Source organism: Bradyrhizobium sp. FW305-F6 (assembly GCF_058782905.1).
The window spans coordinates 270,947-293,160 of record NZ_JBYSYD010000006.1; the positions used below are offsets into that span (position 1 = coordinate 270,947).

Genomic DNA, 22,214 nt, shown 5'->3' on the forward strand with positions numbered 1-22,214 from the left:
GCATGTGAGTGCCCAATATTGGCCTTCAGCTAACTCATTGAAGAAGATTCTCTTTTCGAGATGTGTGAATCCGATAGCCCCTGGAGGGGGAGGGTAAGAGCCCCCCTCACATCGCCTCAGTCCGCAGGTGCTCCACCAGCATCCTGGCCGGCTTCGGCAGCGTCTTGAAGCTGCGCGCACAGATCACGAGCCTCCGGTTGGCGAAGGCATCGCGCAGGCGGACCATAGCGAGCGGCATGGTCCTGGCGCAGCGGCGGGCGGCGGCCTCGGGCACGAGGGCGACCCCGACATCGGCGGCGACCATCTGGCAGATCGCGTCGAAATCGCGCAGCCGCGCCCGGACGTGCAGACGCATGCCGAGCCGCGCTGCGTGCTTTGCGATGTGCATCTGCAGCGCGATGGCGCCGGTCAGGCCGACGAAGTCACAAGCAGCAGCCTCCTGAAAGTCGATCTGGCGGCGGCTGGCGAACGGGCCACGGCGCGACGTCACCAGCGTCAGGCGATCCTCGCTGAACACGAAGCGCTCGATGTGATCGGGCAGCGCGTGCTCGGCGGCAAAGCCGAGATCGGCGGCCCCTGCGGTGATCGCCGCCGCGATATCGGTGCTCTCGCGCTCCTCGATGTCGACGGCGATGTCGCGATGCGCGCGCAGGAAGCCGGCCAGCGCCTTGGGCAGATGCTCGGACAGGCCCGAAGTATTGGCCAGAAGGTGCACGCTGGCGCGGACGCCACTGGCAAAGCCGGCTAGATCGCCGCGCATCGCGTCGATCTGGTGGACGACGAGCCGGGCATGATCGAGCAGGCTTTCGCCGGCCGCGGTCAATTCCACGCCGCGACGCCCGCGCTTGAGCAGCGCGACGCCGAACGCGTCCTCCAGCCCCTTGATCCGCGCGCTGGCCGAGGCCAGCGCCAGGTGCGAACGCTCGGCACCGCCCGTGATGCTGCGCTGGTCGGCCACCGCGATGAAGAGCTGGAGATCGACGAGGTCGAAGCGCATGGCGGTCTTCCTCCCGTTGTTGTGCATGATCTGGTCGGAACCGTTGCGCACGTCCCCATCACGCTCAGCCTTCGTTCACGGCGAAGGCTGTCTCCGTAAGCTCCAGATTGTGCCGGCGCGCGGCTTCGGTCAATGTGCCGGCATGATCGACCCGCTGCTCATCGTGATCGCCGCCGTCTTCCTGCTCGCCGGATTCGTCAAGGGCGTGATCGGGCTCGGCCTGCCGACGGTGTCGATGGGCCTTCTCGCGGTGAGCATGTCCCCCAGCCGCGCGATTGCCATCGTGATCGTGCCGGCCATCGTCACCAATATCTGGCAGACCTTCGTCGGCCCATATTTGCGCGACATCCTGCGGCGGCTGTGGCCGCTGATGATCGGCACCGTGGTCGGCTGCTGGCTCAATGCCGGCGCGCTGACCGGCCCTCATGCGCGCTACGGCACGATCGTGCTCGGCGTCCTGCTCGTCATCTATGCCGTGATCGGCTTGAACAAATTCCAGTTCCATGTCGCGCCCCGGAACGAGAAATGGGTCGGCGGCGTGGTCGGCGTCGTCACCGGCGTGATCTCGGCCTCGACCGGCGTGCAGGTGATCCCCTCGATGCCGTTCATGCAGGCGATCGGCATGGAAAAGGACGAGCTTGTGCAGGCGCTCGGCGTGTTCTTCACCACCGCAACGCTGGCGCTCGCCTTCAACCTCACCACGGCCGGATTGCTGACGCCGGCCAATGCCGTGCCGGGCGCGATCGGCCTCGCCATGGCCTTTGCCGGCATGTTCATCGGCCAATCGGTGCGGGCGCGGATGCCGGCGGAAGCGTTTCGCCGCTGGTTCCTGATCGCCATGATTCTGCTCGGCCTTTATCTTGTCGGCAGTGCGCTGGCGAAGGAGTTTGCCTGAAATCGCTAGCGTGTCTCCAGCATGGCGACGCGGATGCCGAGATAGATGAAGAGGCCGCCGAGCGCGCGGTTGACCCAGGCGATGGCGCCCTCGGACTGCCGCAGCCGGTGGGCCGCCCTGGCGGCGAACGCCGCGAGCACTAGGCACCACAGCGTTCCCGTGAAGATGAAGATCAGTCCGAGCGTCAGGAAGGCGAGCGGCTTGTGCGGGGCATCGGCTGCGACGAATTGCGGCAGGAAGGCGAGGAAGAACAGCGCGACCTTGGGATTGAGCGCGTTGGTGAAGACGCCCTGGAGAAAGACCCGGCGCAGCGAGCCCCGCACCGGCTCGTCGATGCTGGAAGCCAGCGAAGGGCGCGACCACAGCATCTGAAGCCCGGTGACGACGAGATAGGCCGCGCCGACCAGCTTCAGGAGCGAGAAGGCGGTCGACGAGGCCATCAGCAGGGCCGAAAGCCCGATCGCCGCGCCCGCGACATGGACAAAGCAGCCGCAACTGATGCCCAGGGCGGCAGCAGCGCCGCCCCGCCAGCCCATCTGCATGCTGCGGCCGATCACATAGACCGAATCCGGCCCCGGCGTGATGTTGAGCAGCACCCCCGACAGGATGAAAAGCCAGATTTCGTGGATGCCCAGCATGAAGATGCCCTCGTTGCCCCGTCCCGGTTCCGCTTAGTCGGTTCGCCCGTCCCCGTCCACCGCCCTGGATCGCGTGGGATTTACCTCGAATTTGCATCGCGGATCATGCTTCCGCTCGGCTGCATCTGCTTTATAAAGGCGGGGTTCTTGCAATGCGGGATTCGAGGCGACTGCCCGCCGTGGCCGGTCCCCTCTCCCTTGGAGCTTCGCGGATATGGAAAGACGTCTGGCCGCCATCGTCTGCGCCGATGTCGCCGGCTATTCGCGCATGATGGGCAGCGACGAGGCCGGCACCCATGCCGCCTTCAAGGCCCATCGCGCCGCGATCCATCCCATCATCCTCAATCACGGCGGCCGCGTCGTGAAGAACACCGGCGACGGCTTCCTGCTCGAGTTCCCCTCCATCGTCGGCGCCACCGAGGCTGCGATCGCGATGCAGACGGTGATGGCCGAGCGCAACCGCCATCTGCCGACGGACCGCGCCATGCAGTTCCGGCTCGGCGTCCACATGGGCGACGTCATCGCCGACGAGGACGAGGTGTTCGGCGACGACGTCAACATCGCCGTCCGGCTGGAATCGGTGGCGAGCCCGGGCGGCTTCGCCATCTCGGCCAAGGCCTATCGCGAGGCGAGCAAGCACCTCTCGGTGCCGCTGACCGATGCCGGCAACCATCGCTTCAAGAACATCAAGGATGCGATCGGGGTCTTTACCTGGACGCCCGAGGGCGCGCCGGCGCTTGCCCCCGAGCTCCGTGAAGCCTCGGCACTGTCGCAGCAGTACCGCACCGCCATCGTCGGCGTGCTGCCCTTCGCCAACCTCAGCGACGCCCAGGACGAGTATTTCTCCGACGGCCTGACCGAGGATTTGATCCACGCGCTGTCGCTGCAATCCTTCTATCGCGTGCTGAGCCGCAACTCGACCTTCGCCTTCAAGGGCAGGAACACCAGCACGCGGCTGATCGCGCGCGAGATCGACGCCACCTATCTGATCCAGGGTTCGGTGCGGCGCGCCGGCGCCAAGATCCGCGTCACCGCCGAGCTGATCGCGCCGGAAACCGGCGAGCAGCTCTGGACCGGCCGCTACGACCGCGACATCGGCGACTTGTTCGCCATGCAGGACGAGATCACGACGAACCTGTCCGCCGCCATCGCCACCGAGATCGTCCGCGCCGAGGCGTCGGCACCGGCGCGGCTGTCGACCGACGTCAGCGCCTGGGACCGCTTCCTCAAGGGGCTGTCGCACTACTACCGGCAGACCAAGGAGGATCTCGCCGCCGCCGTCGAGCTGTTTCGCGAGGCCATCCGGCTCGATCCCAAACTGTCGATCGCACACGCCTATCTCGCCACGATCCAGATCCAGAGCATCCAGTTCGGCTGGGTCAAGGGCACGCGGGAGATGTGGGCCGAGGCGATGAACCTCGCCGAAACCAGCGTGCGGCTCGATCCGCGCTCCTCCTTCGCATTCTCGATCCTGTCCTGGGCCCATTCGCTGGAGGGACATCACGAGGCCGCGATGGATGCCGCCAGGCGCGCGGTCGCGCTCAACCCCTATGACAACGGCGCGCGCGGCGTGCTCGGCATCTGCCATTTCATGATCGGCGAGCATCGCGAGGCGATCGAGCTGTTCTCGATGGCGTCCCAGCGCGACAACAGCGACCCTCGTTACCAATGGGCGGCGCTGAACGCCTTCAGTCACTACCTGTTGCGCCAATACGACGCGACCCTGTCTTGGGCCCGCGAGCAGCTCTACATCAACCCGAACCACATGCAGGCGCTGGCGATCCGTGCCGCCGCATTGGCGCAGCTGGGGCGTGGCGACGAGGCGAGCGAAGCCGCCCACGTGCTGATGGGCAACTACCCGACCCTCAACGTCGACCGTCACCTGCGCAACTTCCACTGGAAGCGGCCCGAGGACGTCGCCCATTATCGCGAGGGGCTGCTGAAGGCCGGCGTGCCGCTCGGCAGGCTGACCCTGGTGCAGGGCGAGGCCAAGCGCGCCGCCGAGTCCTGAACTGCATTCCGCGGCCCATCTGGTTTCTCGCGACCTCGGGCCTGCTCTTATTGACCCGATAGTGAAATCCGCCACACGTCGCCACACGCCGAAGTAGTATATCTTGCTGTCGGTTTGTTAGAACTTTCCGGGCTTTAACGCCGCGCGCCTGTTTTTCACGATTCGCTGTTTTCAGGATTTGGGCCATGCACGACCCCGTTTCGAAGCCGCCGCTCGACCCCTCGATCCCGGTCTCGCCGAACAATCCGTGCCCGTTCCTGCGCGGCCTCGTCGGTGAAGGATTCGTCGAGGGCGGGACGGTCCCGCTCAACACGCTGTCCCAGACGATCGCGAACGCGACCGGCGAGACCGGGCTGAAGAAGGTCTCGGCCCGCATTCAGGTCCGCGGCGTTGCGATGATCGCCAACGGCATCACGCACATCCTGAAGAGCATCTGGTCGGGAGCGCAGCTCGACGCGGTGCGCGGCGGGCCGCTCGACAAGCGCGGCGCCGGCTCGCGCATCCTCGGCGTCAACGGCAAGGTCAACGAGGACGAGATCGCGCGGCTCGCAAGCTTCGGCCGGACCTACATCGATCCGAACACCGGCAGCAGCGAGCCCGGCCTCAACGCCACGGAAATCAAGACCTTCATGCGCGACAACCTCGAGCGCGCCGGCAGCGCCGCGCGCTGGTACTACCCGCTGCTGATGAAGTTCGAATGGCCGATCCTCTTGAAGATAATCGGCAAGGGCAAGCAGGGCGAAGAGCGCTATCTCAGCGTGGCCGACGTGCGCACGCTGTTCGAGCAGCGCCAGCTCCCCCAGCGCATCAACCAGAGGATCCTGTCGCAGCCGGTGCTGTCCTCGTGTCAGCTCCGCTTTCGCTGGGCGGCCGCGCTCTCGGCATTCGTCATCGGCCTCGGCCTCGCCCTCCTGGTGGCGGTCGCCGAATTCCCCAATCAGGTCCGCGCCATGCTGCCGCAGAAGGGCGTGCTCGTGAACCTGCTACCGCCACCCCTGCCGACGGTCCCCGAGACCAAGGCGGCCTACTGGCTCGAGCAGAACTGGTCGCTGAAGGACCGCCACTGGTTCCACCATGCCAGCCAGGGCACTGCCACCTTCCCCGTGCCCTACGAGTGGTTCGTGGCACTGGAGCAACCGCGGCTTCATCTGTTCTCGAAGCCCGGCCTGATCAAGGACAGCGCCTATCTCGAGCGCTTCGGATTCATCCCAAGCCCGCAGACGATCCAGGCCGATACGGCGACGCTGCGTCGCTTCGGCTATGCCAACGTCTACGAGACGACACAGGTGTCGGACTGGTCGACCCGGTGGACGCCGGCGGAGAACGTCGACGGCCTGCCGGTCGGCTTCGCCCGCATGACCGGCGTGGTCGATCCCGCGACGGGCCGACGCGAAGACGACATGATCGGGCTGACCTGTGCGGCCTGCCATACCGGCCAGATCCACTACCAGGGCGTCGACGTCCGCTTCGACGGCGGCGCGGCCATGACCGACCTGAAGAAGCTCGAGCTCACGACAGGCCTGTCGATCGCCTACACACTCTACGTTCCGTTCCGCTTCCAGCGCTTCGCCGATCGCGTGCTCGGCCCGGAGGCCAGCGCGACGGACCGCGCCGCGCTCAAGCAGAAGCTCGGCGCGATCGGCAGCTTCCTGATCGACTGGGCGAAGAACTATGACAAGACGATCGAAGGCAAGCAGCAGCAGGACACCGAAGAAGGGTTCGGCCGCCTTGATGCGCTCAACCGCATTGGCAATCAGGTGTTCTCGCAGGACCTCGCGATGAGCGGCGTCAAGGGATTCGACAAGAACCTGCACGCCCAGGACGCGCCGGTGAGCTACCCTCCGATCTGGACGGTGCCGTGGTTCAAATTTGCCCAATACGACGCCTCGATCGAGCAGCCCCTGATCCGGAACGCCGGCGAAGCCCTCGGCGTCACAGCGCTGCTCAATTTGTCCGACGCCTATCCGGAGGACAGGCTGTGGCGCTCCTCGGTCAACATCAGGACGCTCGGCTGGATCGAGGACATGTTGAGAGGCCCCGACCCGTTCAAGACGGCTGATACTGCCACCGGCCCGAAGTTCGGCGGCCTGCTCGCGCCGAAATGGCCCTCGCAGATCCTCGGCGACGCCTGGCGGCTGAAGCCCGACCGCGTCGAGCGCGGCCGCGCCGTCTATGCCGAGATGTGCTCCGGATGCCATTTGCCTGATACCAACACGCCGGCCTTCTGGTCGTCGAAGCACTGGGAGCCGAGTGGCGACAGCAAGGTGCTGAACGCGGTGACGATCCCGCTCGACGAGATCAAGACGGATCCCGAGCAGTCGCTCGTTCTCAGCAAAAGGACCGTCGACGTGCCCGGCTTCCTGAAGGTGAACACGGCCGACCTGCAGACATGGTGGGCGTGCGAGATCCCGACCGCGAGCAAATCGCCGAACGAGATGGTCTACGCGCTCGGCCTCATGACGGTGGTCGATCTCGTCGCCCGCAAATGGATGGACGACGAGAAGATCCCGGAGGCCGAGCGGGCCAGGATCTGGAATCTCGCGCGCAAGAACTGTCTCAATCCGGCGCCCGATCCGCGCTATCGCGCGCGGCCGCTGAACGGCATCTGGGCCACGGCGCCCTACCTGCATAACGGCTCGGTGCCTTCGCTGTACTGGCTGCTGAAGCCGGAAAGCGAACGGCCGCGAAAATTCTGCATGGGCCGCCGCGACTATGACCCCGAGACCGTCGGTTTCGCGGTCGCCACCAACGAGCGTTGCAAGACGGGAGAGACCGAGTTCTCCGCGACGGATGCCGACGGCAAGCCGATCAAGGGCAACAGCGTGCTCGGCCATTCCTTCGAGCGCAAGGACGGCGAGCCGAAACGTCCTGGCGTGATCGGCCGCATGTTCAAGGACGATGCCGAGCGCTACGATCTGATCGAGTATCTGAAGACGCTGTAACGCGACCGGCTTCCTTCGTCGTCATGGCCGGGCATAGCCGTCCGAAGGACGGCGTCGCTTCCGCTCGCTATGTCCCGGCCATCCACGAACTTTTCCCCCGCACCAAGAACGTGGATGCCCGGGACAAGCCCGGGCATGACGAGCTCGTGGCACGATCCCTCGGTCAAGCTCTCACTTGAACAGCGGCGTGCCGGGCACGAAGGCGTCGAAGGCGGCCCAGAATTGGGAGCGGTAGCGGTCCTGCTCCTGCAGGATCTCGTGCTTGGCGCCGGCGATGACGAGGTGCGAGCCGGCGCGCAAATGATAGGCGAACTCCTCGGTCGCCGCGGTCGAGACCACGGTGTCATTGGAGGCCGCCAGCATCAGGATCGGCTGGCGGATCTGCGAGGGGTAATTCACGCGCTTGAAGGTGTGCATGGCGCGAAATGCGGTATCGGCCCAGGCGACCGTGGGCGAGGCCAGTCCGAGCGTCGGGTCTTCCTCCAGGATCGCGGCGTTGCGCGCATAGCGCACGGGATCGCTGGTGAGGGGATTGTTGATAAAGGGCTCGAGCCCGGTGAGGCGGTCGCTGCCGCCGGGCACGTAGCGGCCGCCCTGCCCGAGCAGGCGCATCGTCTTGAGCAACGCACGCACGGGCAACGAGGTGGTGCGCCCCGGCAGGTCGATCATCGGCGCCGACAGCACCATGCGGTCGAACCAGCGCTTGCCGGCATGTGCCACCCGCAGCAGCACCGTACCGCCCATGGAATGGGCGAGCGCGAAGAAGGGCGGCGGGCAATCCGGCAGCACCACCTGTTGCACGAAGGTCTCGACGTCGATCTCGAAATCGGCGAAGTCGCGCACATAGCCCTTGCGCGGATCGCGCAGGCGGCGCGAGGAATGCCCCTGCCCGCGCCAGTCGATCATCGCCACCGCAAAGCCGCGGTCGCGCAAGTCCCGCACCGTCTCGAAATACTTCTCGATCTGCTCGCTGCGGCCGGTGAAGACGCAAACCGTGCCCTTGCGGCCCGCCGGCGGCGCCCAGCGCGCAAAGCGCAGCTCGGCGCCATCGGGGGTCTTGATGGTGCCGCTGACGACGTTTTCGGGGACCGGGTTGGACGGAATCGAGACCAGCGTCATTGGGCGTGCTTGGGCGGCAAGTCCTGCAAATCAAGTCCTGCGAATCAAGGGGCTAAAGCGCCGAAAAGGCGCCAATGCCGCCCTCTTGAACGCCGTCTCACCCCACCCATATCATTTTCGTGCAGGCCGCTACCAGTGTTTCGGAACCGGAACATCAGGCTGCACACAGACTAAAGCCCGGCCCGATTGGCGGGCGGGTTACCAACAGTCGCTCAATGGAGGACTTGACCATGCGTAGCTACGATCTCACCCCGTTCTATCGTTCCACCGTCGGCTTTGACCGCCTCTTCAGCCTACTCGACCAGGCCAGCTCGGACGGCAGCCCCGGCTATCCCCCCTATAACATCGAGCGCACCGGCGAGAACGCCTACCGCATCACGGTAGCGGTCTCCGGCTTTGCCAAGGATGAGCTCTCCATCGTCGCGAAGGAAAACACGCTGACGATCAAGGGCGAGAAGGTCGCGAACGAGAACTCGAAATCCGAAGTGCTGTACCGCGGCATCGCCGCACGTGCCTTCGAGCGCGCCTTCCAGCTTGCCGACTTCGTGCAGGTGAAGGACGCCTCGCTCGAGAACGGGCTGCTTCACGTTGACCTCGTCCGCGAGATTCCCGAGGCCAAGAAGCCGCGCCAGATCGCGATCAACGCCGGCGCCAAGGCGCAAGTGATCGAGAACTCGGCCGCACAAGCCGCCTGAGCCAGGCATTAGACCCACGCGACTTCCAGGTTGCGAGAACGCCCCGGTGCCCCGGGGCGTTTTTTCGTTGTGCATTGCATCACAGAGCGGTGAAGACGTGTAACGCGGCAGTGTTGCCCTCCGTCCTTGGGACATCGAACGCAAAACAAGACGGAGATAGATCATGTCACTCTGGCGCAGCCTTTTCGTCGCCGCGAGCCTTCTGTCGGCTCCCCTCAGCCTTGCGCATGCGCAGGCCCCGCAGACGGTGAAGGCCAAGAATGTCGTGCTCGTGCATGGCGCCTGGGCCGACGGCTCGAGCTGGTCCGAGGTGATTCCGATCCTCCAGGCTGCAGGCCTGCACGTCACCGCCGTGCAGAATCCGCTGTCGTCGCTCGCCGACTCCGTCGACGCGACCAAGCGCGCGCTAGCCGAGCAGGACGGGCCGACGGTGCTGGTGGCGCATTCCTGGGGCGGCACCGTGATCAGCCAGGTCGGCACCGACCCGAAGGTCACCGGCCTCGTCTACGTCGCCGCCCGCGCGCCCGATGCGAACGAGGATTTCGTGGCGCTGTCGAAGCAGTTTCCAACCGGACCCGCGCGCGCCGGCATCGTCGAGCGCGACGGCTATACCAAGCTCTCGGAAGACGCCTTCCTGAAGTACTTCGCCAACGGCGTGAAGCCCGAGCAGGCCAAGGAGCTCTATGCCGTGCAATGGCCGACAGCGGCCTCGATCTTCGCCAGCCGCACTACGGAGGCGGCGTGGCGCTCCAGGCCGAGCTGGTACGCGGTGTCGAAGAACGACTACACCATCAACCCCGATCTCGAGCGCTTCCTCGCCAAGCGCATGAACGCCACCACTATCGAGCTCGACGCCGGCCATCTCTCGCTGGTGTCGCATCCGAAGGAGGTTGCGGATTTGATCCTGGAGGCGGCGGGGTATCCGCGGAGCTGAGGTAATCGCCGAAATGCAAAAGGCGCCTGAATTGCTCAGGCGCCTTTTGTTTTGGCAGTTCTCTCCCCGATGTCGTCCCCGCTAGTGCGCAATTGCGCACTAGGCGGGGATGACAGCGAGGGCGTGATCAGCACTGTTGCGTCAAACTCGCGGCGCGCTAATCCAGGCCCTGCGCTGGCGGCATCTCCTGCGTGGGCAGGATCGTCGGGGCGGGCCTGGCCTGTCCGACCGTCGGCGCGGCTGCATCAGCCGGCTTCGCCGGCGCGGCGGCGGCTTGCTGCGCCGGTTGCGGGGCCTGGGCCTGCGGCGCCATCGGCTGTGCCGGCTTGGCAAGGGCAGCCGGCGTCTCGGCGCGCCGCGGGGCTGCCTTGGGCAGCGGCACGGCGCGGCTTGCTACATGCGGGATGGGAGCCGGCGGGCGCGGCGGGCCGCTGCGGATCATTGTCGGCGGCGGCAGCGCGCTTTGCGGCCCGTAGGGCGGGGCCGGGCGTACGTCCTCGGCCGGCGCCATGCCGTAGGCCTCGGCGAACGGCATGAAGCGGATGATCCGGCCGTCGCTGGCATCGATCACCAGCCGGCCATCGTCGCCGCGGCGGTCGATCACCGCGATGGTATAGACGCTGCCGCGCAGGCGCGGGATGCCGAGCGGCAGGAAGCCGTTTTCACGCAGGACCGCGTAGACCTCGGTGGACGGCAGCAGCGCAACCGCCGGGCCGCGCTCCTCATAGCCGTACCCGTAGCCGTGACGCGGCGGCCGTGGCGCGGCTTCGCCCGGTACGTAGGGTCCGTCGAAATCCGACACCGCAACGTAGCCCCCGCCTCCAATACCGCTCGCGGGAACTTGCGCCTGAGCGGCAGGTGCGGCCAGTGCCAGCGTGGCTGCGGCCACACATCCTGTGAAAAACTTCATGGTCGAGACGCTCCTGTCAGGCCCCCGAATGCCTCGCGCTCTTTCGCTTCTTGCGGCGTGGCGCGCCTTTCGAAGGGTTGAGGCGAAGCTTCATTCGGGATTCCGGCGTCCACAGGGCCGGATCAGGGCGCGTTTGTTTCAAAACCGCGGCTGCGCAACTTTTGGAAAGCGATTGATTGACTTATCGGGAATCGGGACTTTCGCGCGCTTGTGTGTTAGACAAAAATTTGGCAAGGTGATGGTTAGGACAGGAAGACTGTCTCAATTTTGCTTGCGGTTCCGGCATAGGGATTGCAGCTGAAATCGGTGCTCTCGAGCACCATAAGGCAACGGGCAAAGCCGTTCTCGGGGACGAAGAACGCCTTGGCCTGAATTTAAGAAAATGCGGCTCGCGAGTGGACGAGCGGTGGCCCAGAAGCGGGTGCCGCGGAACGCCAAAGGTGCGCCGAAGATCGCGGTGAGACAGCTTGCCGCACGGAGAGGACAGGAACAATGAACGGGTCGCAATTCGAGCGCGCAAACATCGTGGCAGAACAGCTGTCGGCGACGGTCGCCTCGAAAACGACCGATCCGATCACCTCACCGATTCAAGAGCATTATTCGCGCCCGGAAGCCGAGGGCCTCTACGATCCGAGCCTGGAAAAGGACTCCTGCGGCGTCGGCTTCATCGCCAACATCAAGGGCAAGAAGTCGCACGAGATCGTCTCGGACGCGCTGAGCATCCTCTGCAATCTCGAGCATCGCGGCGCCGTCGGCGCCGATCCGCGCGCCGGTGACGGCGCCGGCATCCTGGTGCAGATCCCGCACGCCTTCTTCAGCCGCAAGGCTGCAGAGCTCGGCTTCGCGCTGCCGGCGCCCGGCGAATACGCCATCGGCGCACTGTTCATGCCGCGCGACACCGCCTGGCGCAACGTGATCAAGAGCATCATCGCCGACCAGATCAAGGAGGAGGGCCTGACCCTGCTCGGCTGGCGCGACGTGCCGACCGACAATTCCTCGCTCGGCGTCACCGTGAAGCCGACCGAGCCCGCCTGCATGCAGGTGTTCATCGGGCGCAACGGCACCGCCAAGACCGAGGACGAGTTCGAGCGCCGGCTCTACATCCTGCGCAAGTCGATCTCTCAGGCGATCTACCAGCGCCGCGACCGCGGCGGCGCGGGCTATTACCCCTGCTCGATGTCCTGCCGCACCGTGATCTACAAGGGCATGTTCCTCGCCGACCAGCTCGGCAAGTACTATCCCGACCTGCACGAAAAGGACTTCGAGAGCGCGCTGGCGCTGGTGCACCAGCGGTTCTCGACCAACACCTTCCCGGCGTGGTCGCTGGCGCATCCCTACCGCATGATCGCGCATAACGGCGAGATCAACACGCTGCGCGGCAACGTCAACTGGATGGCGGCGCGGCAGGCCTCGGTGAGCTCCGAGCTGTACGGCAAGGACATCAACCGGCTCTGGCCGATCTCCTATGAGGGCCAGTCGGACACCGCCTGCTTCGACAACGCGCTCGAATTCCTGGTGCAGGGCGGCTACTCGCTGCCGCACGCCGTCATGATGATGATTCCGGAGGCGTGGGCCGGCAATCCCTTGATGGATGAGAAGCGCCGCGCCTTCTACGAATATCACGCCGCGCTGATGGAGCCGTGGGACGGCCCCGCCGCGATCGCCTTCACCGACGGCCGCCAGATCGGCGCCACGCTCGACCGCAACGGGCTTCGTCCGGCGCGCTACCTCGTCACCAAGGACGACCGCATCGTGATGGCGTCCGAGATGGGCGTGCTGACGATCCCCGAGGACCAGATCATCACCAAGTGGCGCTTGCAGCCCGGCAAGATGCTGCTGGTCGATCTCGAGCAGGGCCGCCTGATCCCCGACGACGAGATCAAGGCCGAACTCGCTAGGAGCCATCCCTACAAGGAGTGGCTGGAGCGGACCCAGATCGTGCTGGAAGAGCTGCCGAAGGTGCCGACGACGGGCGTGCGCTCGAACCTGTCGCTGCTCGACCGCCAGCAGGCCTTCGGCTACAGCCAGGAAGACATCACCATCCTGATGACGCCGATGGCGGCCACGGGCGAGGAAGCCGCGGGCTCGATGGGCAACGACACGCCAATCTCGGCGCTGTCGGACAAGGCCAAGCCGCTGTTCACCTATTTCAAGCAGAACTTCGCGCAGGTTACCAACCCGCCGATCGACCCGATCCGCGAGGAGCTGGTGATGAGCCTCGTCTCCATCATCGGGCCGCGGCCGAACCTGTTCGACCTCCAGGGCATGGCCACGACCAAGCGCCTCGAAGTGCGCCAGCCGATCCTGACCGATGCCGACCTGGAAAAGATCCGCTCGATCTCGGAAGTGGCCGAATCGCACTTCAAGTCGCGCACGCTGGACACGACGTTCCACTCCGGCCTCGGTGCGGCCGGCATGGACCAGGTGCTGGATGAGCTCTGCGCGCGTGCGGAAAGCGCGGTGCGCGAGGGCGTCAACATCATCATCCTGTCCGACCGCATGGTCGGCACCGACCGGGTGCCGATCCCCTCGCTGCTGGCCTGCGCCGCCGTGCATCATCATCTGATCCGCACGGGCTTGCGCACCTCGGTCGGCCTCGTCGTCGAATCCGGCGAGCCGCGCGAAGTGCATCACTTCGCCTGCCTCGCGGGCTACGGTGCCGAAGCGATCAATCCCTATCTCGCGTTCGAGACCATCATCGCGATGAAGGACCGCCTGCCCGGCTCGCTCGACGACTACGAGATCGTCAAGCGCTACATCAAGTCGATCGGCAAGGGCTTGCTCAAGGTGATGTCCAAGATGGGCATCTCGACCTACCAGTCCTATTGCGGCGCGCAGATCTTCGACGCCGTCGGCCTCAAGGCGGACTTCGTCGGCAAGTTCTTTGCGGGCACGCATACCCGCGTCGAGGGCGTGGGTCTGGCCGAAATCGCGGAAGAAGCCGTGCGCCGCCACGCCGACGCGTTCGGCGATGCATTGGTCTACAAGAGCGCCCTCGACGTCGGCGGTGAATATGCCTATCGCAGCCGCGGCGAGGACCATGCCTGGACCGCCGAATCGGTGTCGCTGTTGCAGCACGCCGCGCGCGGCAATTCGCAGGAGCGATATCGCGCCTTCGCAAAAATCCTCAACGAGCAGTCGGAGCGGCTCCTGACGCTGCGCGGCCTGTTCCGGATCAAGAACGCGGAGGAAGAGAAGCGCAAGCCGGTGCCGCTCGACCAGGTCGAGCCGGCCAAGGACATCGTCAGGCGCTTCGCCACCGGCGCGATGAGCTTCGGCTCGATCTCGCGCGAGGCGCACACTACGCTCGCGATCGCCATGAACCGGATCGGCGGCAAGTCGAACACCGGCGAAGGCGGCGAGGAAGCCGACCGCTTCAAGCCGATGCCGAACGGCGATTCCATGCGCTCGGCGATCAAGCAGGTCGCCTCGGGCCGCTTCGGCGTCACCACGGAGTATCTCGTCAACTCCGACATGATGCAGATCAAGATGGCGCAGGGCGCCAAGCCCGGCGAAGGCGGCCAGCTGCCCGGCCACAAGGTCGACGCGACCATCGCAAGGGTTCGGCACTCGACCCCGGGCGTCGGCCTGATCTCGCCGCCGCCGCACCACGACATCTACTCGATCGAGGACCTGGCGCAGCTGATCTACGACCTCAAGAACGTCAACCCTGAGGGCGACGTCTCGGTCAAGCTGGTCTCCGAGATCGGCGTCGGCACGGTGGCCGCAGGCGTCGCCAAGGCGCGCGCCGACCATGTCACCATCGCCGGCTTCGAGGGCGGCACCGGTGCATCGCCGCTGACCTCGATCAAGCATGCGGGCTCGCCGTGGGAGATCGGCCTCGCCGAAACCCACCAGACGCTGGTGCGCGAGCGGCTGCGCAGCCGCATCGTGGTCCAGGTCGACGGCGGCTTCCGCACCGGCCGTGACGTCGTGATCGGCGCGCTGCTGGGGGCCGACGAGTTCGGCTTTGCCACCGCGCCGCTCATTGCGGCGGGCTGCATCATGATGCGCAAGTGCCATCTCAACACCTGCCCGGTCGGCGTCGCGACCCAGGACCCGGTCCTGCGCAAGCGCTTCACCGGCCAGCCCGAGCACGTCATCAACTACTTCTTCTTCGTCGCCGAGGAAGTCCGCGAGATCATGGCCTCGCTCGGCTTCCGCACCTTCAACGAGATGGTCGGCCAGGTTCAGCTGCTCGACCAGACCAAGCTGGTCGCGCATTGGAAGGCCAAGGGCCTCGACTTCTCGAAGCTGTTCGTCAAGCAGAAGGAAGAGAAGGGCCAGAAGATCTACCACTCCGAGCGCCAGAACCATCATCTGGAGGCGGTGCTCGACCGCACGCTGATCGAGAAGGCGCAGGCCGCGCTCGACCGCGGCGCGCCGGTCAAGATCGAGGCCAACATCAACAGCACCAACCGCTCCGCGGGCGCGATGCTGTCGGGCGCGGTCGCCAAGATCTACGGCCATGCGGGTCTTCCGCACGACACCATCCATGTCAGCCTCAAGGGCACCGCCGGCCAGGCCTTCGGCGCCTGGCTCGCCCACGGCGTCACCTTCGAGCTCGAAGGCGAAGGCAACGACTATGTCGGCAAGGGCCTCTCGGGCGGCAAGATCATCGTCAAGCCGCCGAGGAACTCCGCCATCGTACCGGAAGAAAGCATCATCGTCGGCAACACCGTGATGTACGGCGCGATCGAGGGCGAGTGCTACTTCCGCGGCATCGCCGGCGAACGCTTTGCCGTGCGCAATTCCGGCGCGGTCGCCGTGGTCGAGGGCGCGGGCGATCATTGCTGCGAGTACATGACCGGCGGCATCGTGGTGGTGCTCGGCAAGACCGGGCGCAACTTCGCGGCCGGCATGTCCGGCGGCATCGCCTATGTGCTCGACGAGACCGGCGACTTCGACAGGCTGTGCAACATGGCGATGGTCGAGCTCGAGCCGGTGCTGTCGGAGGAGATGATCAACGCCGACACCTATCACGCCTCGGGCGACCTCGAGGCGCACGGCCGGGTCGACGTGTTCAAGAACCTGCTCGCCTCCGACGTCGAGCGGCTGCACGTCTTGATCTCGCGCCACGCCAAGGCCACCGGCTCCAAGCGCGCCGCCGACATCCTCGCCAATTGGAAGGACTGGCTGCCCAAATTCCGCAAGGTGATGCCGGTCGAATACCGGCGCGCGCTGCGCGAGATGGCGGCCAACGCGGACGCCGAGCCGAAAATCGCGATCGGGGCGTAAGAAAAAGCCCTCATGGTGAGGAGCGCGATAGCTGCGTCTCGCACCATGAGGTCACCATCCGGGCCTCTTCCTTCGAGACGCGGCGCGAAACGCGCGCCGCTCCTCAGGATGAGGAGTGAGAGAACAAAGAATTTAAGCGGCAGGGACTTCGGGTTTAATGGGCAAGATCACGGGTTTTCTGGAAATCGAACGGCACGACCGCAAGTACACCCCGGTCACCGAACGCGTGCAGCATTACAAGGAGTTCGTCGTTCCGCTCTCCGAGAAGGAGGTGCGCGACCAGGCGGCGCGCTGCATGAATTGCGGCATTCCCTATTGCCACGGCACCGGCTCGGTGGCGCCCGGCACGCCCGGCTGCCCCGTCAACAACCAGATCCCCGACTGGAACGACCTCGTCTACCAGGGCAATTGGGAAGAAGCCTCGCGCAACCTGCACTCCACCAACAATTTCCCGGAGTTCACGGGCCGCATCTGCCCGGCGCCGTGCGAGGCGTCCTGCACGCTCAACATCGACGACAACCCCGTCACCATCAAGACAATCGAATGCGCGATCGTCGACCGCGCCTGGGACAATGGCTGGCTGAAGCCTGAAATCGCTACCGTCAAGACCGGCAAGAAGGTCGCTGTCATCGGCTCCGGCCCGGCCGGCATGGCCTGCGCCCAGCAGCTCGCGCGCGCCGGCCACGACGTGCATCTGTTCGAGAAGTACGCCAAGGCCGGCGGCCTGCTCCGCTACGGCATCCCCGACTTCAAGATGGAGAAGGGCGTCATCGACCGCCGCGTGGCGCAGATGGAAGGCGAAGGCGTCACCTTCCACTACAACAGCCATGTCGGCGCGGACGGCAATGTCGATCCACGCGAGATGCTCAACGAGTACGATGCGATCGCCCTGACCGGCGGCGCGGAAGCCCCGCGCGACCTGCCGATCCCCGGCCGCGAGCTCTCCGGCATCCACTACGCCATGGACTTCCTGCCGCAGCAGAACCGCCGCGTCTCCGCGGAGCCGCTCGGCGGCGTCCAGGAGATCCTGGCCGCCGGCAAGCACGTCGTCGTCATCGGCGGCGGCGACACCGGAAGCGACTGCATCGGCACCTCGCTGCGCCAGGGCGCGCTGTCGGTGACCCAGCTCGAGATCATGCCCGCGCCCCCCGAGCGCGAGAACAAGGGCCTGACCTGGCCGAACTGGCCGCTGAAGATGCGGACCTCGTCGAGCCAGGCCGAAGGCGCGGTGCGCGAATTCGCCGTGCTGACGCAGAAGTTCTCGGGCGAGAACGGCCAGGTCAAGAAGCTGCACTGCGTGCGCGTCGACGACAGTTTCAAGCCGATTGCCGGCACCGAGTTCGAGCTCGACGCCGATCTCGTCCTGCTCGCGATGGGCTTCGTCCATCCCGTGCACGAGGGCCTCTTGAAGCTGCTCGCGGTCGACCTCGACCCGCGCGGCAACGTCAAGGCCAACACGCTCGACTACCAGACCTCGCGCCCGAACGTGTTCACCGCCGGCGACATGCGGCGTGGGCAATCGCTCGTGGTGTGGGCGATCCGCGAGGGCCGGCTGTGCGCCCGGTCGATCGACACGTTTTTGATGGGGAAGACGGATCTGCCGCGGTAGCAAGCCGGTCATTCCGGGGCGCGCCACTTGGCGCGAACCCGGAATCCATCGGGCCTCAGGGTTGGTGGATAAATGGATTCCGGGTTCGCGCTTCGCGCGCCCCGGAATGACGATAGAGAGAGCCGCGCCCTTCGGCTTCGTCTCGTGCGACGCGCAAGCAGGCGCCCTAATTCTGCAATCTCACCCCCAGCAGCATCACCGTGCCCTGCGAGCTCGCCGCGGCGATGTTCGAATCCAGGATGTCGTGGCGCAGCGTGCCCTTCACCCAGATGTTGCGGTTGAGCTTGTAGATCAGATTGCCTTCGAGCGAGTAGGTTTTGTCGTTGCGACCCTGGTTCTGGTAGTCGTACGTGCCGTAGGTGAACTTGCCGACCGCGGTGAGCCAGCGACGGAAGTCGTGGTCGACTTCGGCGGCGTAGGTGCGCACCAGCACGCCGGAGGAGCCGGGAATCGTGGTTTCGTTGATCTGCGTGTCGGTGAAGAGCTTCACCGTGGTGAGGCCGCTCGCGTTCCAGATCAGCGAGCCCGTGGTGAGGAAGCCGGCGAGCTGGCTGAGGCGCGGGTCGGCGTAGTTGCGCGCGGAATAGCCGACCGAGATCTCGCCGGTGAGGATGCGCGAGAACTCGAAGGATGAACCGACCTTGGCATAGCCGCCGTTGGAATCGCGGAAGTAGCCGTTGCGGTCTGCCGCCTGGTCGTGGACGCGGGTGTCGCCCTGGATCTCGACGAAGGGCTTCAGGCCCGGCTTCAGGTCATAGGAGAAGCGTCCGACGCCGCCATATTGATTGAAGTCGCGATCTCTGTTGGGGAAGATCGTGCCGTCGATGAGCTTCGAATCGGTGTAGGCGGTGCGATCGACGGTGGCGCCGGCGGAGACCTGGAAGCGGTTGAAGGTCTGGTCGAAGCCGATGGTGGTGCCGTAAGTGGCATAGACCGGGTATTTCTGCAGGCCGGCCTGCACGTTCGGGCTGCCGGGATTGTCGGTGGCGAGCCGCAGGCGGAGCTGCGAGAGCAGCTTGAAATCGCGGGTGACGTCGAGCCGGCCATCGACATGGCCGTTGAAATCGGGCCGGTTGGCCTCGACCGGCGACGGCGAGGCGAGGCCGTTGAGCGTCGCCGGCATGTCGTTGGTGTAGCCGGAGAACGAACCGCGCAGATCGGCGACCAGCGCATGGCGCTCCCAATCGGACACCACGAGCAGATCTGGCGCGATGACATAGGCGGGCGAACCGACCGGCTTGTTGAGGCGCGTCGGATTGGTGTCGTAGCCGGCGGAGAGCTCGAGCCCGCCCTTGATCAGGAAGCTGCCGGCATAGTCGCCGACCGCACCGAACGGATCCTCGTCCAGCTTGAGGCGGCGGCGCAGCGGCTGGCCGGGCACGTTGCCCGCCATGGCCGGCGGCACGGGCACCTTGTGCGCCGTCTCCGACGGCGGCGGTGCGATGCGCGGCGGGGTTAGCGTCGCGGCCGGCGCTGCCGGCGGCGTCGGCGAACCGGGGCCGGCCGGACGCTTCGGCTTCGGCTGCCCCGGATAGAGCTTCGGCTGCTGCCGCTTGCGATTGAGCGAGTCGTAACCCGAGCCGCTCGCACCATTCGCGGCCGGTAGGCCATAGGTCGGGACCTGACCGACACGCGAGTTCGCCGGCGTCTGCTGGCGCGGGCCGGCATTGGGATCGGGCAGTCTGGGCAGCGCGTCGGACGGAGACTGCGGCACGCCGGCGGTGCGGCGCGTCGGCAGCGTGTCGGGCGAGGCAAAGCCGCCGCGATTGGGGTTGAACAGGTCGGGCGTGAGGCTCTGGGCCGCCACCGGGCCGCTGCCGAGGGCCGTCAACGCGAGGCACGGCAAAGCCGCGCGCAGGAAATGCGCGACAGTGCTCCGGCTCCTGCCTGGAGACGACCCCACGATAGAATTACCCCAACGAAATCAAACACTTTCAAGACCGCCCCCACCAACCGGCGGGAACCATCCTTAATGGAGTTAAAACAATTATGGTTAATGACCGGTTGAGGGCGCCGGAGCGCGCGTCGCCTCGCGGGTCTGGCCGTGCTAAGCAGGCGCCAATGGGCGAGCGCCCCTCCTCCCTGGACCAGAGCATGCCGAGTTCGAAACCGCTGATGACCCAATCATCCGGCTCCATCCCTGACAGCGTCGAATCCGCGCTCCGCACGCTGGAGACGGAGAGCGGTGGTATCAACGCCCTCGCCGCCGCCCTGCGCGGCCCGCTCGGCGCGACGTTCGCGAAAGCGGTGGACCTGATCCGCAACGCCAAGGGCCGCGTCATCGTCACCGGGCTCGGCAAGTCAGGCCATATGGGGCGCAAGATCGCGGCAACGCTGGCCTCGACCGGCACGCCGGCCTTCTTCGTGCACGCCGCCGAAGCCGGCCATGGCGATCTCGGCATGATCACGCCCGACGACGTCATTCTGGCGCTGTCCTGGTCCGGCGAGCAGCCCGAGATGAAGAACCTCGTGAACTATTCGGCACGGTTTGCGATCCCGATGATCGCGGTCACCTCGAACGCTTCGTCCTCGCTGGGACAGGCCGCCGACCTCGTGATCGAGTTGCCGAAGGCGCGCGAGGCCTGCCCGCACAATCTGGCACCGACAACGTCGACGCTGATGCAGGCCGCGATCGGCGACGCGCTCGCGATCGCACTGCTCGAAGGGCGCGGCTTCACCGCGCTGGAGTTCGCGCATTTCCATCCCGGCGGCAAGCTGGGCGCGATGCTGAAATTCGTCCGCGACTACATGCGCACCGGCGCGGAGATTCCGCTCAAACCACTCGGCACCGCGATGTCGGAAGCCGTGGTCGAGATGTCGGCCAAGGGACTCGGCTGCGTCTGCATCGTCAACGCTGCCGGCGAGGCGGTCGGCATCATCACCGACGGCGACCTGCGCCGCCACATGCGGCCCGACCTTCTGACGGTGACCGTCGACGAGATCATGACGAAGCAGCCCAAGAGCGTGCCGCCCTCGATGCTGGCAACCGAGATGATCGAGGTGCTGAACACGCGCAAGATCACGACGCTGCTGGTGACCGAGGCCGGCAAGGTGGTCGGGATCGTCCATCTGCACGATTTGCTGCGCGCGGGCGTGGCGTAGGGCGCGCGCCCTCTCACCTCGTCATTGCGGCCGCTAGAGGGCCGCCGGAAACCGCGCCGCATTCTCCTCCAGCGGCAGCTTCAGCCCGTTCGCCAGATACGACACGGTGCGATAGAAACCGCACAGCAGCATGATCTCGAGGATTTGCGCCTCGTCGTAGTGCGCCGATAGCGCGGCAAACTCCCCGTCACACAGCGTCGCGCGATGATGCAACGCGTCAACGGCGGCGATCAGCGCCTGCTCGGCTGGTGACCAGCACGCCGACGTCGCATCGCCGAGCACCGTCGCACGCACCTCGTCCTCGGAGAGCTTTGCCGGTCCGGCAAAGACCGAGACATGCACGCCCCATTCGTATTCGCATCCGTTCAGCGCGCAGGTGCGGTCGATGACGATCTCGCGCTGGCGCAGCGTAAGCGACCCCGGATCAAGCAGCCCGCCGGCGCGAAACTTGTCCCAGGCGCGGCCATGGCGCGCCATCACCCGGAACAGCATCAGCGGCGGCGCACCGCGCATGATGCGGTCGAATTGCGCCTGGATCTCCGGGGGATAAGGCGCCGCGAGCGGGGCAATGCGCGGCCTGGCTTCGGACATCGTCCACTCCATCTGCTACACTTACAGTAGCATTACGCTACATTATTTGTAGCAAGGCGCAAGAGGCGACGATGGCCAAACAAGCCGTAAAGACACACAGCGTCCGCGGCTCCCGCACCGGGCGGCCGATCATGGCGCTGCTCGACCTGCTCGGTCGGCGCTGGGCCTTGCGAATCTTGTGGGAGTTGCGCGATGGACCCCTCACCTCGCGCGCGTTGCGCGGCGCTTGCGACGAGGCCTCGCCGACGGTGCTGCAGGCGCGGCTGACCGAGCTGCGGGAAGCGGGATTCGTGGAGCTGGGCGACGGTGGAGGTTACGGGCTGACGCCGCTCGGGCGAGACTTGTGCGAGACCTTCATGCCGCTGCACAGGTTTGCGGAGCGGTGGAAGAGGTAGGGTTCTCGCTTACCCTCCCCTGGAGGGGGCCTGGAGGGGAAGGGTCGCTACGCATGCAGCGCAGCGAAATGCGTAGCGGGGTGGGGTGATCTCTCCACCGACGCGGTGCCCGAGTGGAGAGATCACCCCACCCCGCTC

15 protein-coding genes are annotated in these 22,214 nt (G+C 66.0%); 9 read left to right on the forward strand and 6 right to left on the reverse strand.

Annotation, left to right across the window (positions count from 1 at the left end; genetic code table 11):
- Nucleotides 1-106: 106 nt before the first annotated feature.
- Entirely contained in the window at nucleotides 107-997 is an 891-nt protein-coding gene (locus tag AC3WLX_RS31635) for a LysR substrate-binding domain-containing protein (RefSeq protein WP_492338898.1), read from the reverse strand.
- 142 nt (nucleotides 998-1,139) lie between these two features.
- On the opposite strand from AC3WLX_RS31635, the gene AC3WLX_RS31640 reads away from it, so the two are divergent.
- Nucleotides 1,140-1,892 (forward strand): sulfite exporter TauE/SafE family protein, encoded by a 753-nt coding sequence (locus tag AC3WLX_RS31640; protein WP_492338878.1) that lies wholly within the window; start codon nucleotides 1,140-1,142, stop codon nucleotides 1,890-1,892.
- A gap of 5 nt (nucleotides 1,893-1,897) precedes the next feature.
- On the opposite strand, the gene AC3WLX_RS31645 is transcribed toward AC3WLX_RS31640, so the two are convergent.
- Nucleotides 1,898-2,530, reverse strand: a complete 633-nt coding sequence (locus AC3WLX_RS31645; RefSeq protein ID WP_492338879.1) for a LysE family translocator — start codon at nucleotides 2,528-2,530, stop codon at nucleotides 1,898-1,900.
- A gap of 214 nt (nucleotides 2,531-2,744) precedes the next feature.
- On the opposite strand from AC3WLX_RS31645, the gene AC3WLX_RS31650 reads away from it, so the two are divergent.
- Nucleotides 2,745-4,541, forward strand: a complete 1,797-nt coding sequence (locus AC3WLX_RS31650) for an adenylate/guanylate cyclase domain-containing protein (protein WP_291631368.1) — start codon at nucleotides 2,745-2,747, stop codon at nucleotides 4,539-4,541.
- A gap of 185 nt (nucleotides 4,542-4,726) precedes the next feature.
- Entirely contained in the window at nucleotides 4,727-7,483 is a 2,757-nt protein-coding gene (locus AC3WLX_RS31655) for a di-heme-cytochrome C peroxidase (protein ID WP_492338880.1), read from the forward strand.
- A gap of 171 nt (nucleotides 7,484-7,654) precedes the next feature.
- On the opposite strand, the gene AC3WLX_RS31660 is transcribed toward AC3WLX_RS31655, so the two are convergent.
- A complete protein-coding gene (locus tag AC3WLX_RS31660; RefSeq protein ID WP_492338881.1) occupies nucleotides 7,655-8,602 on the reverse strand; it encodes an alpha/beta fold hydrolase in 948 nt (315 codons plus the stop codon).
- Between the two features lie 230 nt (nucleotides 8,603-8,832).
- On the opposite strand from AC3WLX_RS31660, the gene AC3WLX_RS31665 reads away from it, so the two are divergent.
- Together AC3WLX_RS31665 and AC3WLX_RS31670 are read left to right on the forward strand one after the other, a co-directional pair.
- Nucleotides 8,833-9,297, forward strand: a complete 465-nt coding sequence (locus AC3WLX_RS31665; RefSeq protein WP_036036693.1) for an Hsp20 family protein — start codon at nucleotides 8,833-8,835, stop codon at nucleotides 9,295-9,297.
- Nucleotides 9,298-9,460: 163 nt separating this feature from the next.
- On the forward strand, nucleotides 9,461-10,231 hold the full coding sequence (locus AC3WLX_RS31670; protein ID WP_492338882.1) for an alpha/beta fold hydrolase: 771 nt from the start codon (nucleotides 9,461-9,463) through the stop codon (nucleotides 10,229-10,231).
- Nucleotides 10,232-10,388: 157 nt separating this feature from the next.
- Here AC3WLX_RS31670 and AC3WLX_RS31675 read toward each other — a convergent pair whose 3' ends face one another.
- Nucleotides 10,389-11,141 (reverse strand): hypothetical protein, encoded by a 753-nt coding sequence (locus AC3WLX_RS31675; RefSeq protein WP_492338883.1) that lies wholly within the window; start codon nucleotides 11,139-11,141, stop codon nucleotides 10,389-10,391.
- Between the two features lie 492 nt (nucleotides 11,142-11,633).
- Here AC3WLX_RS31675 and gltB point away from each other — a divergent pair, with 492 nt between their 5' ends.
- Both gltB and AC3WLX_RS31685 read left to right on the forward strand, forming a co-directional pair.
- Complete coding sequence (gene gltB / locus AC3WLX_RS31680) at nucleotides 11,634-16,379, forward strand: glutamate synthase large subunit (protein ID WP_492338884.1); 4,746 nt, start codon at nucleotides 11,634-11,636, stop codon at nucleotides 16,377-16,379.
- A 157-nt stretch (nucleotides 16,380-16,536) separates the two neighbouring features.
- The gene (locus AC3WLX_RS31685; RefSeq protein WP_492338885.1) at nucleotides 16,537-17,988 is read left to right on the forward strand and encodes a glutamate synthase subunit beta; all 1,452 of its coding nucleotides are present in this window, start codon (nucleotides 16,537-16,539) and stop codon (nucleotides 17,986-17,988) included.
- Between the two features lie 166 nt (nucleotides 17,989-18,154).
- Here AC3WLX_RS31685 and AC3WLX_RS31690 read toward each other — a convergent pair whose 3' ends face one another.
- On the reverse strand, nucleotides 18,155-19,891 hold the full coding sequence (locus AC3WLX_RS31690; RefSeq protein WP_492338886.1) for an outer membrane beta-barrel protein: 1,737 nt from the start codon (nucleotides 19,889-19,891) through the stop codon (nucleotides 18,155-18,157).
- A gap of 191 nt (nucleotides 19,892-20,082) precedes the next feature.
- On the opposite strand from AC3WLX_RS31690, the gene AC3WLX_RS31695 reads away from it, so the two are divergent.
- A complete protein-coding gene (locus AC3WLX_RS31695) occupies nucleotides 20,083-21,090 on the forward strand; it encodes a KpsF/GutQ family sugar-phosphate isomerase (protein ID WP_492338887.1) in 1,008 nt (335 codons plus the stop codon).
- Between the two features lie 33 nt (nucleotides 21,091-21,123).
- Here AC3WLX_RS31695 and AC3WLX_RS31700 read toward each other — a convergent pair whose 3' ends face one another.
- On the reverse strand, nucleotides 21,124-21,681 hold the full coding sequence (locus tag AC3WLX_RS31700; protein WP_492338888.1) for a carboxymuconolactone decarboxylase family protein: 558 nt from the start codon (nucleotides 21,679-21,681) through the stop codon (nucleotides 21,124-21,126).
- A 71-nt stretch (nucleotides 21,682-21,752) separates the two neighbouring features.
- Here AC3WLX_RS31700 and AC3WLX_RS31705 point away from each other — a divergent pair, with 71 nt between their 5' ends.
- The gene (locus AC3WLX_RS31705) at nucleotides 21,753-22,076 is read left to right on the forward strand and encodes a winged helix-turn-helix transcriptional regulator (RefSeq protein ID WP_291626854.1); all 324 of its coding nucleotides are present in this window, start codon (nucleotides 21,753-21,755) and stop codon (nucleotides 22,074-22,076) included.
- The last annotated feature ends 138 nt before the right edge of the window (nucleotides 22,077-22,214 follow it).

Excerpts from the sequence above, each read along its gene's own strand:
- AC3WLX_RS31635 (WP_492338898.1), bottom strand. The coding sequence starts at position 997 with ATGCGCTTCGACCTCGTCGATCTCCAGCTCTTCATCGCGGTGGCCGAC.
- AC3WLX_RS31670 (WP_492338882.1), top strand. The coding sequence starts at position 9,461 with ATGTCACTCTGGCGCAGCCTTTTCGTCGCCGCGAGCCTTCTGTCGGCT.
- AC3WLX_RS31640 (WP_492338878.1), top strand. The coding sequence starts at position 1,140 with ATGATCGACCCGCTGCTCATCGTGATCGCCGCCGTCTTCCTGCTCGCC.
- AC3WLX_RS31650 (WP_291631368.1), top strand. The coding sequence starts at position 2,745 with ATGGAAAGACGTCTGGCCGCCATCGTCTGCGCCGATGTCGCCGGCTAT.
- AC3WLX_RS31675 (WP_492338883.1), bottom strand. The coding sequence starts at position 11,141 with ATGAAGTTTTTCACAGGATGTGTGGCCGCAGCCACGCTGGCACTGGCC.
- AC3WLX_RS31700 (WP_492338888.1), bottom strand. The coding sequence starts at position 21,681 with ATGTCCGAAGCCAGGCCGCGCATTGCCCCGCTCGCGGCGCCTTATCCC.
- AC3WLX_RS31685 (WP_492338885.1), top strand. The coding sequence starts at position 16,537 with ATGGGCAAGATCACGGGTTTTCTGGAAATCGAACGGCACGACCGCAAG.
- AC3WLX_RS31695 (WP_492338887.1), top strand. The coding sequence starts at position 20,083 with ATGCCGAGTTCGAAACCGCTGATGACCCAATCATCCGGCTCCATCCCT.
- AC3WLX_RS31655 (WP_492338880.1), top strand. The coding sequence starts at position 4,727 with ATGCACGACCCCGTTTCGAAGCCGCCGCTCGACCCCTCGATCCCGGTC.
- AC3WLX_RS31705 (WP_291626854.1), top strand. The coding sequence starts at position 21,753 with ATGGCCAAACAAGCCGTAAAGACACACAGCGTCCGCGGCTCCCGCACC.
- gltB (WP_492338884.1), top strand. The coding sequence starts at position 11,634 with ATGAACGGGTCGCAATTCGAGCGCGCAAACATCGTGGCAGAACAGCTG.
- AC3WLX_RS31660 (WP_492338881.1), bottom strand. The coding sequence starts at position 8,602 with ATGACGCTGGTCTCGATTCCGTCCAACCCGGTCCCCGAAAACGTCGTC.
- AC3WLX_RS31645 (WP_492338879.1), bottom strand. The coding sequence starts at position 2,530 with ATGCTGGGCATCCACGAAATCTGGCTTTTCATCCTGTCGGGGGTGCTG.
- AC3WLX_RS31665 (WP_036036693.1), top strand. The coding sequence starts at position 8,833 with ATGCGTAGCTACGATCTCACCCCGTTCTATCGTTCCACCGTCGGCTTT.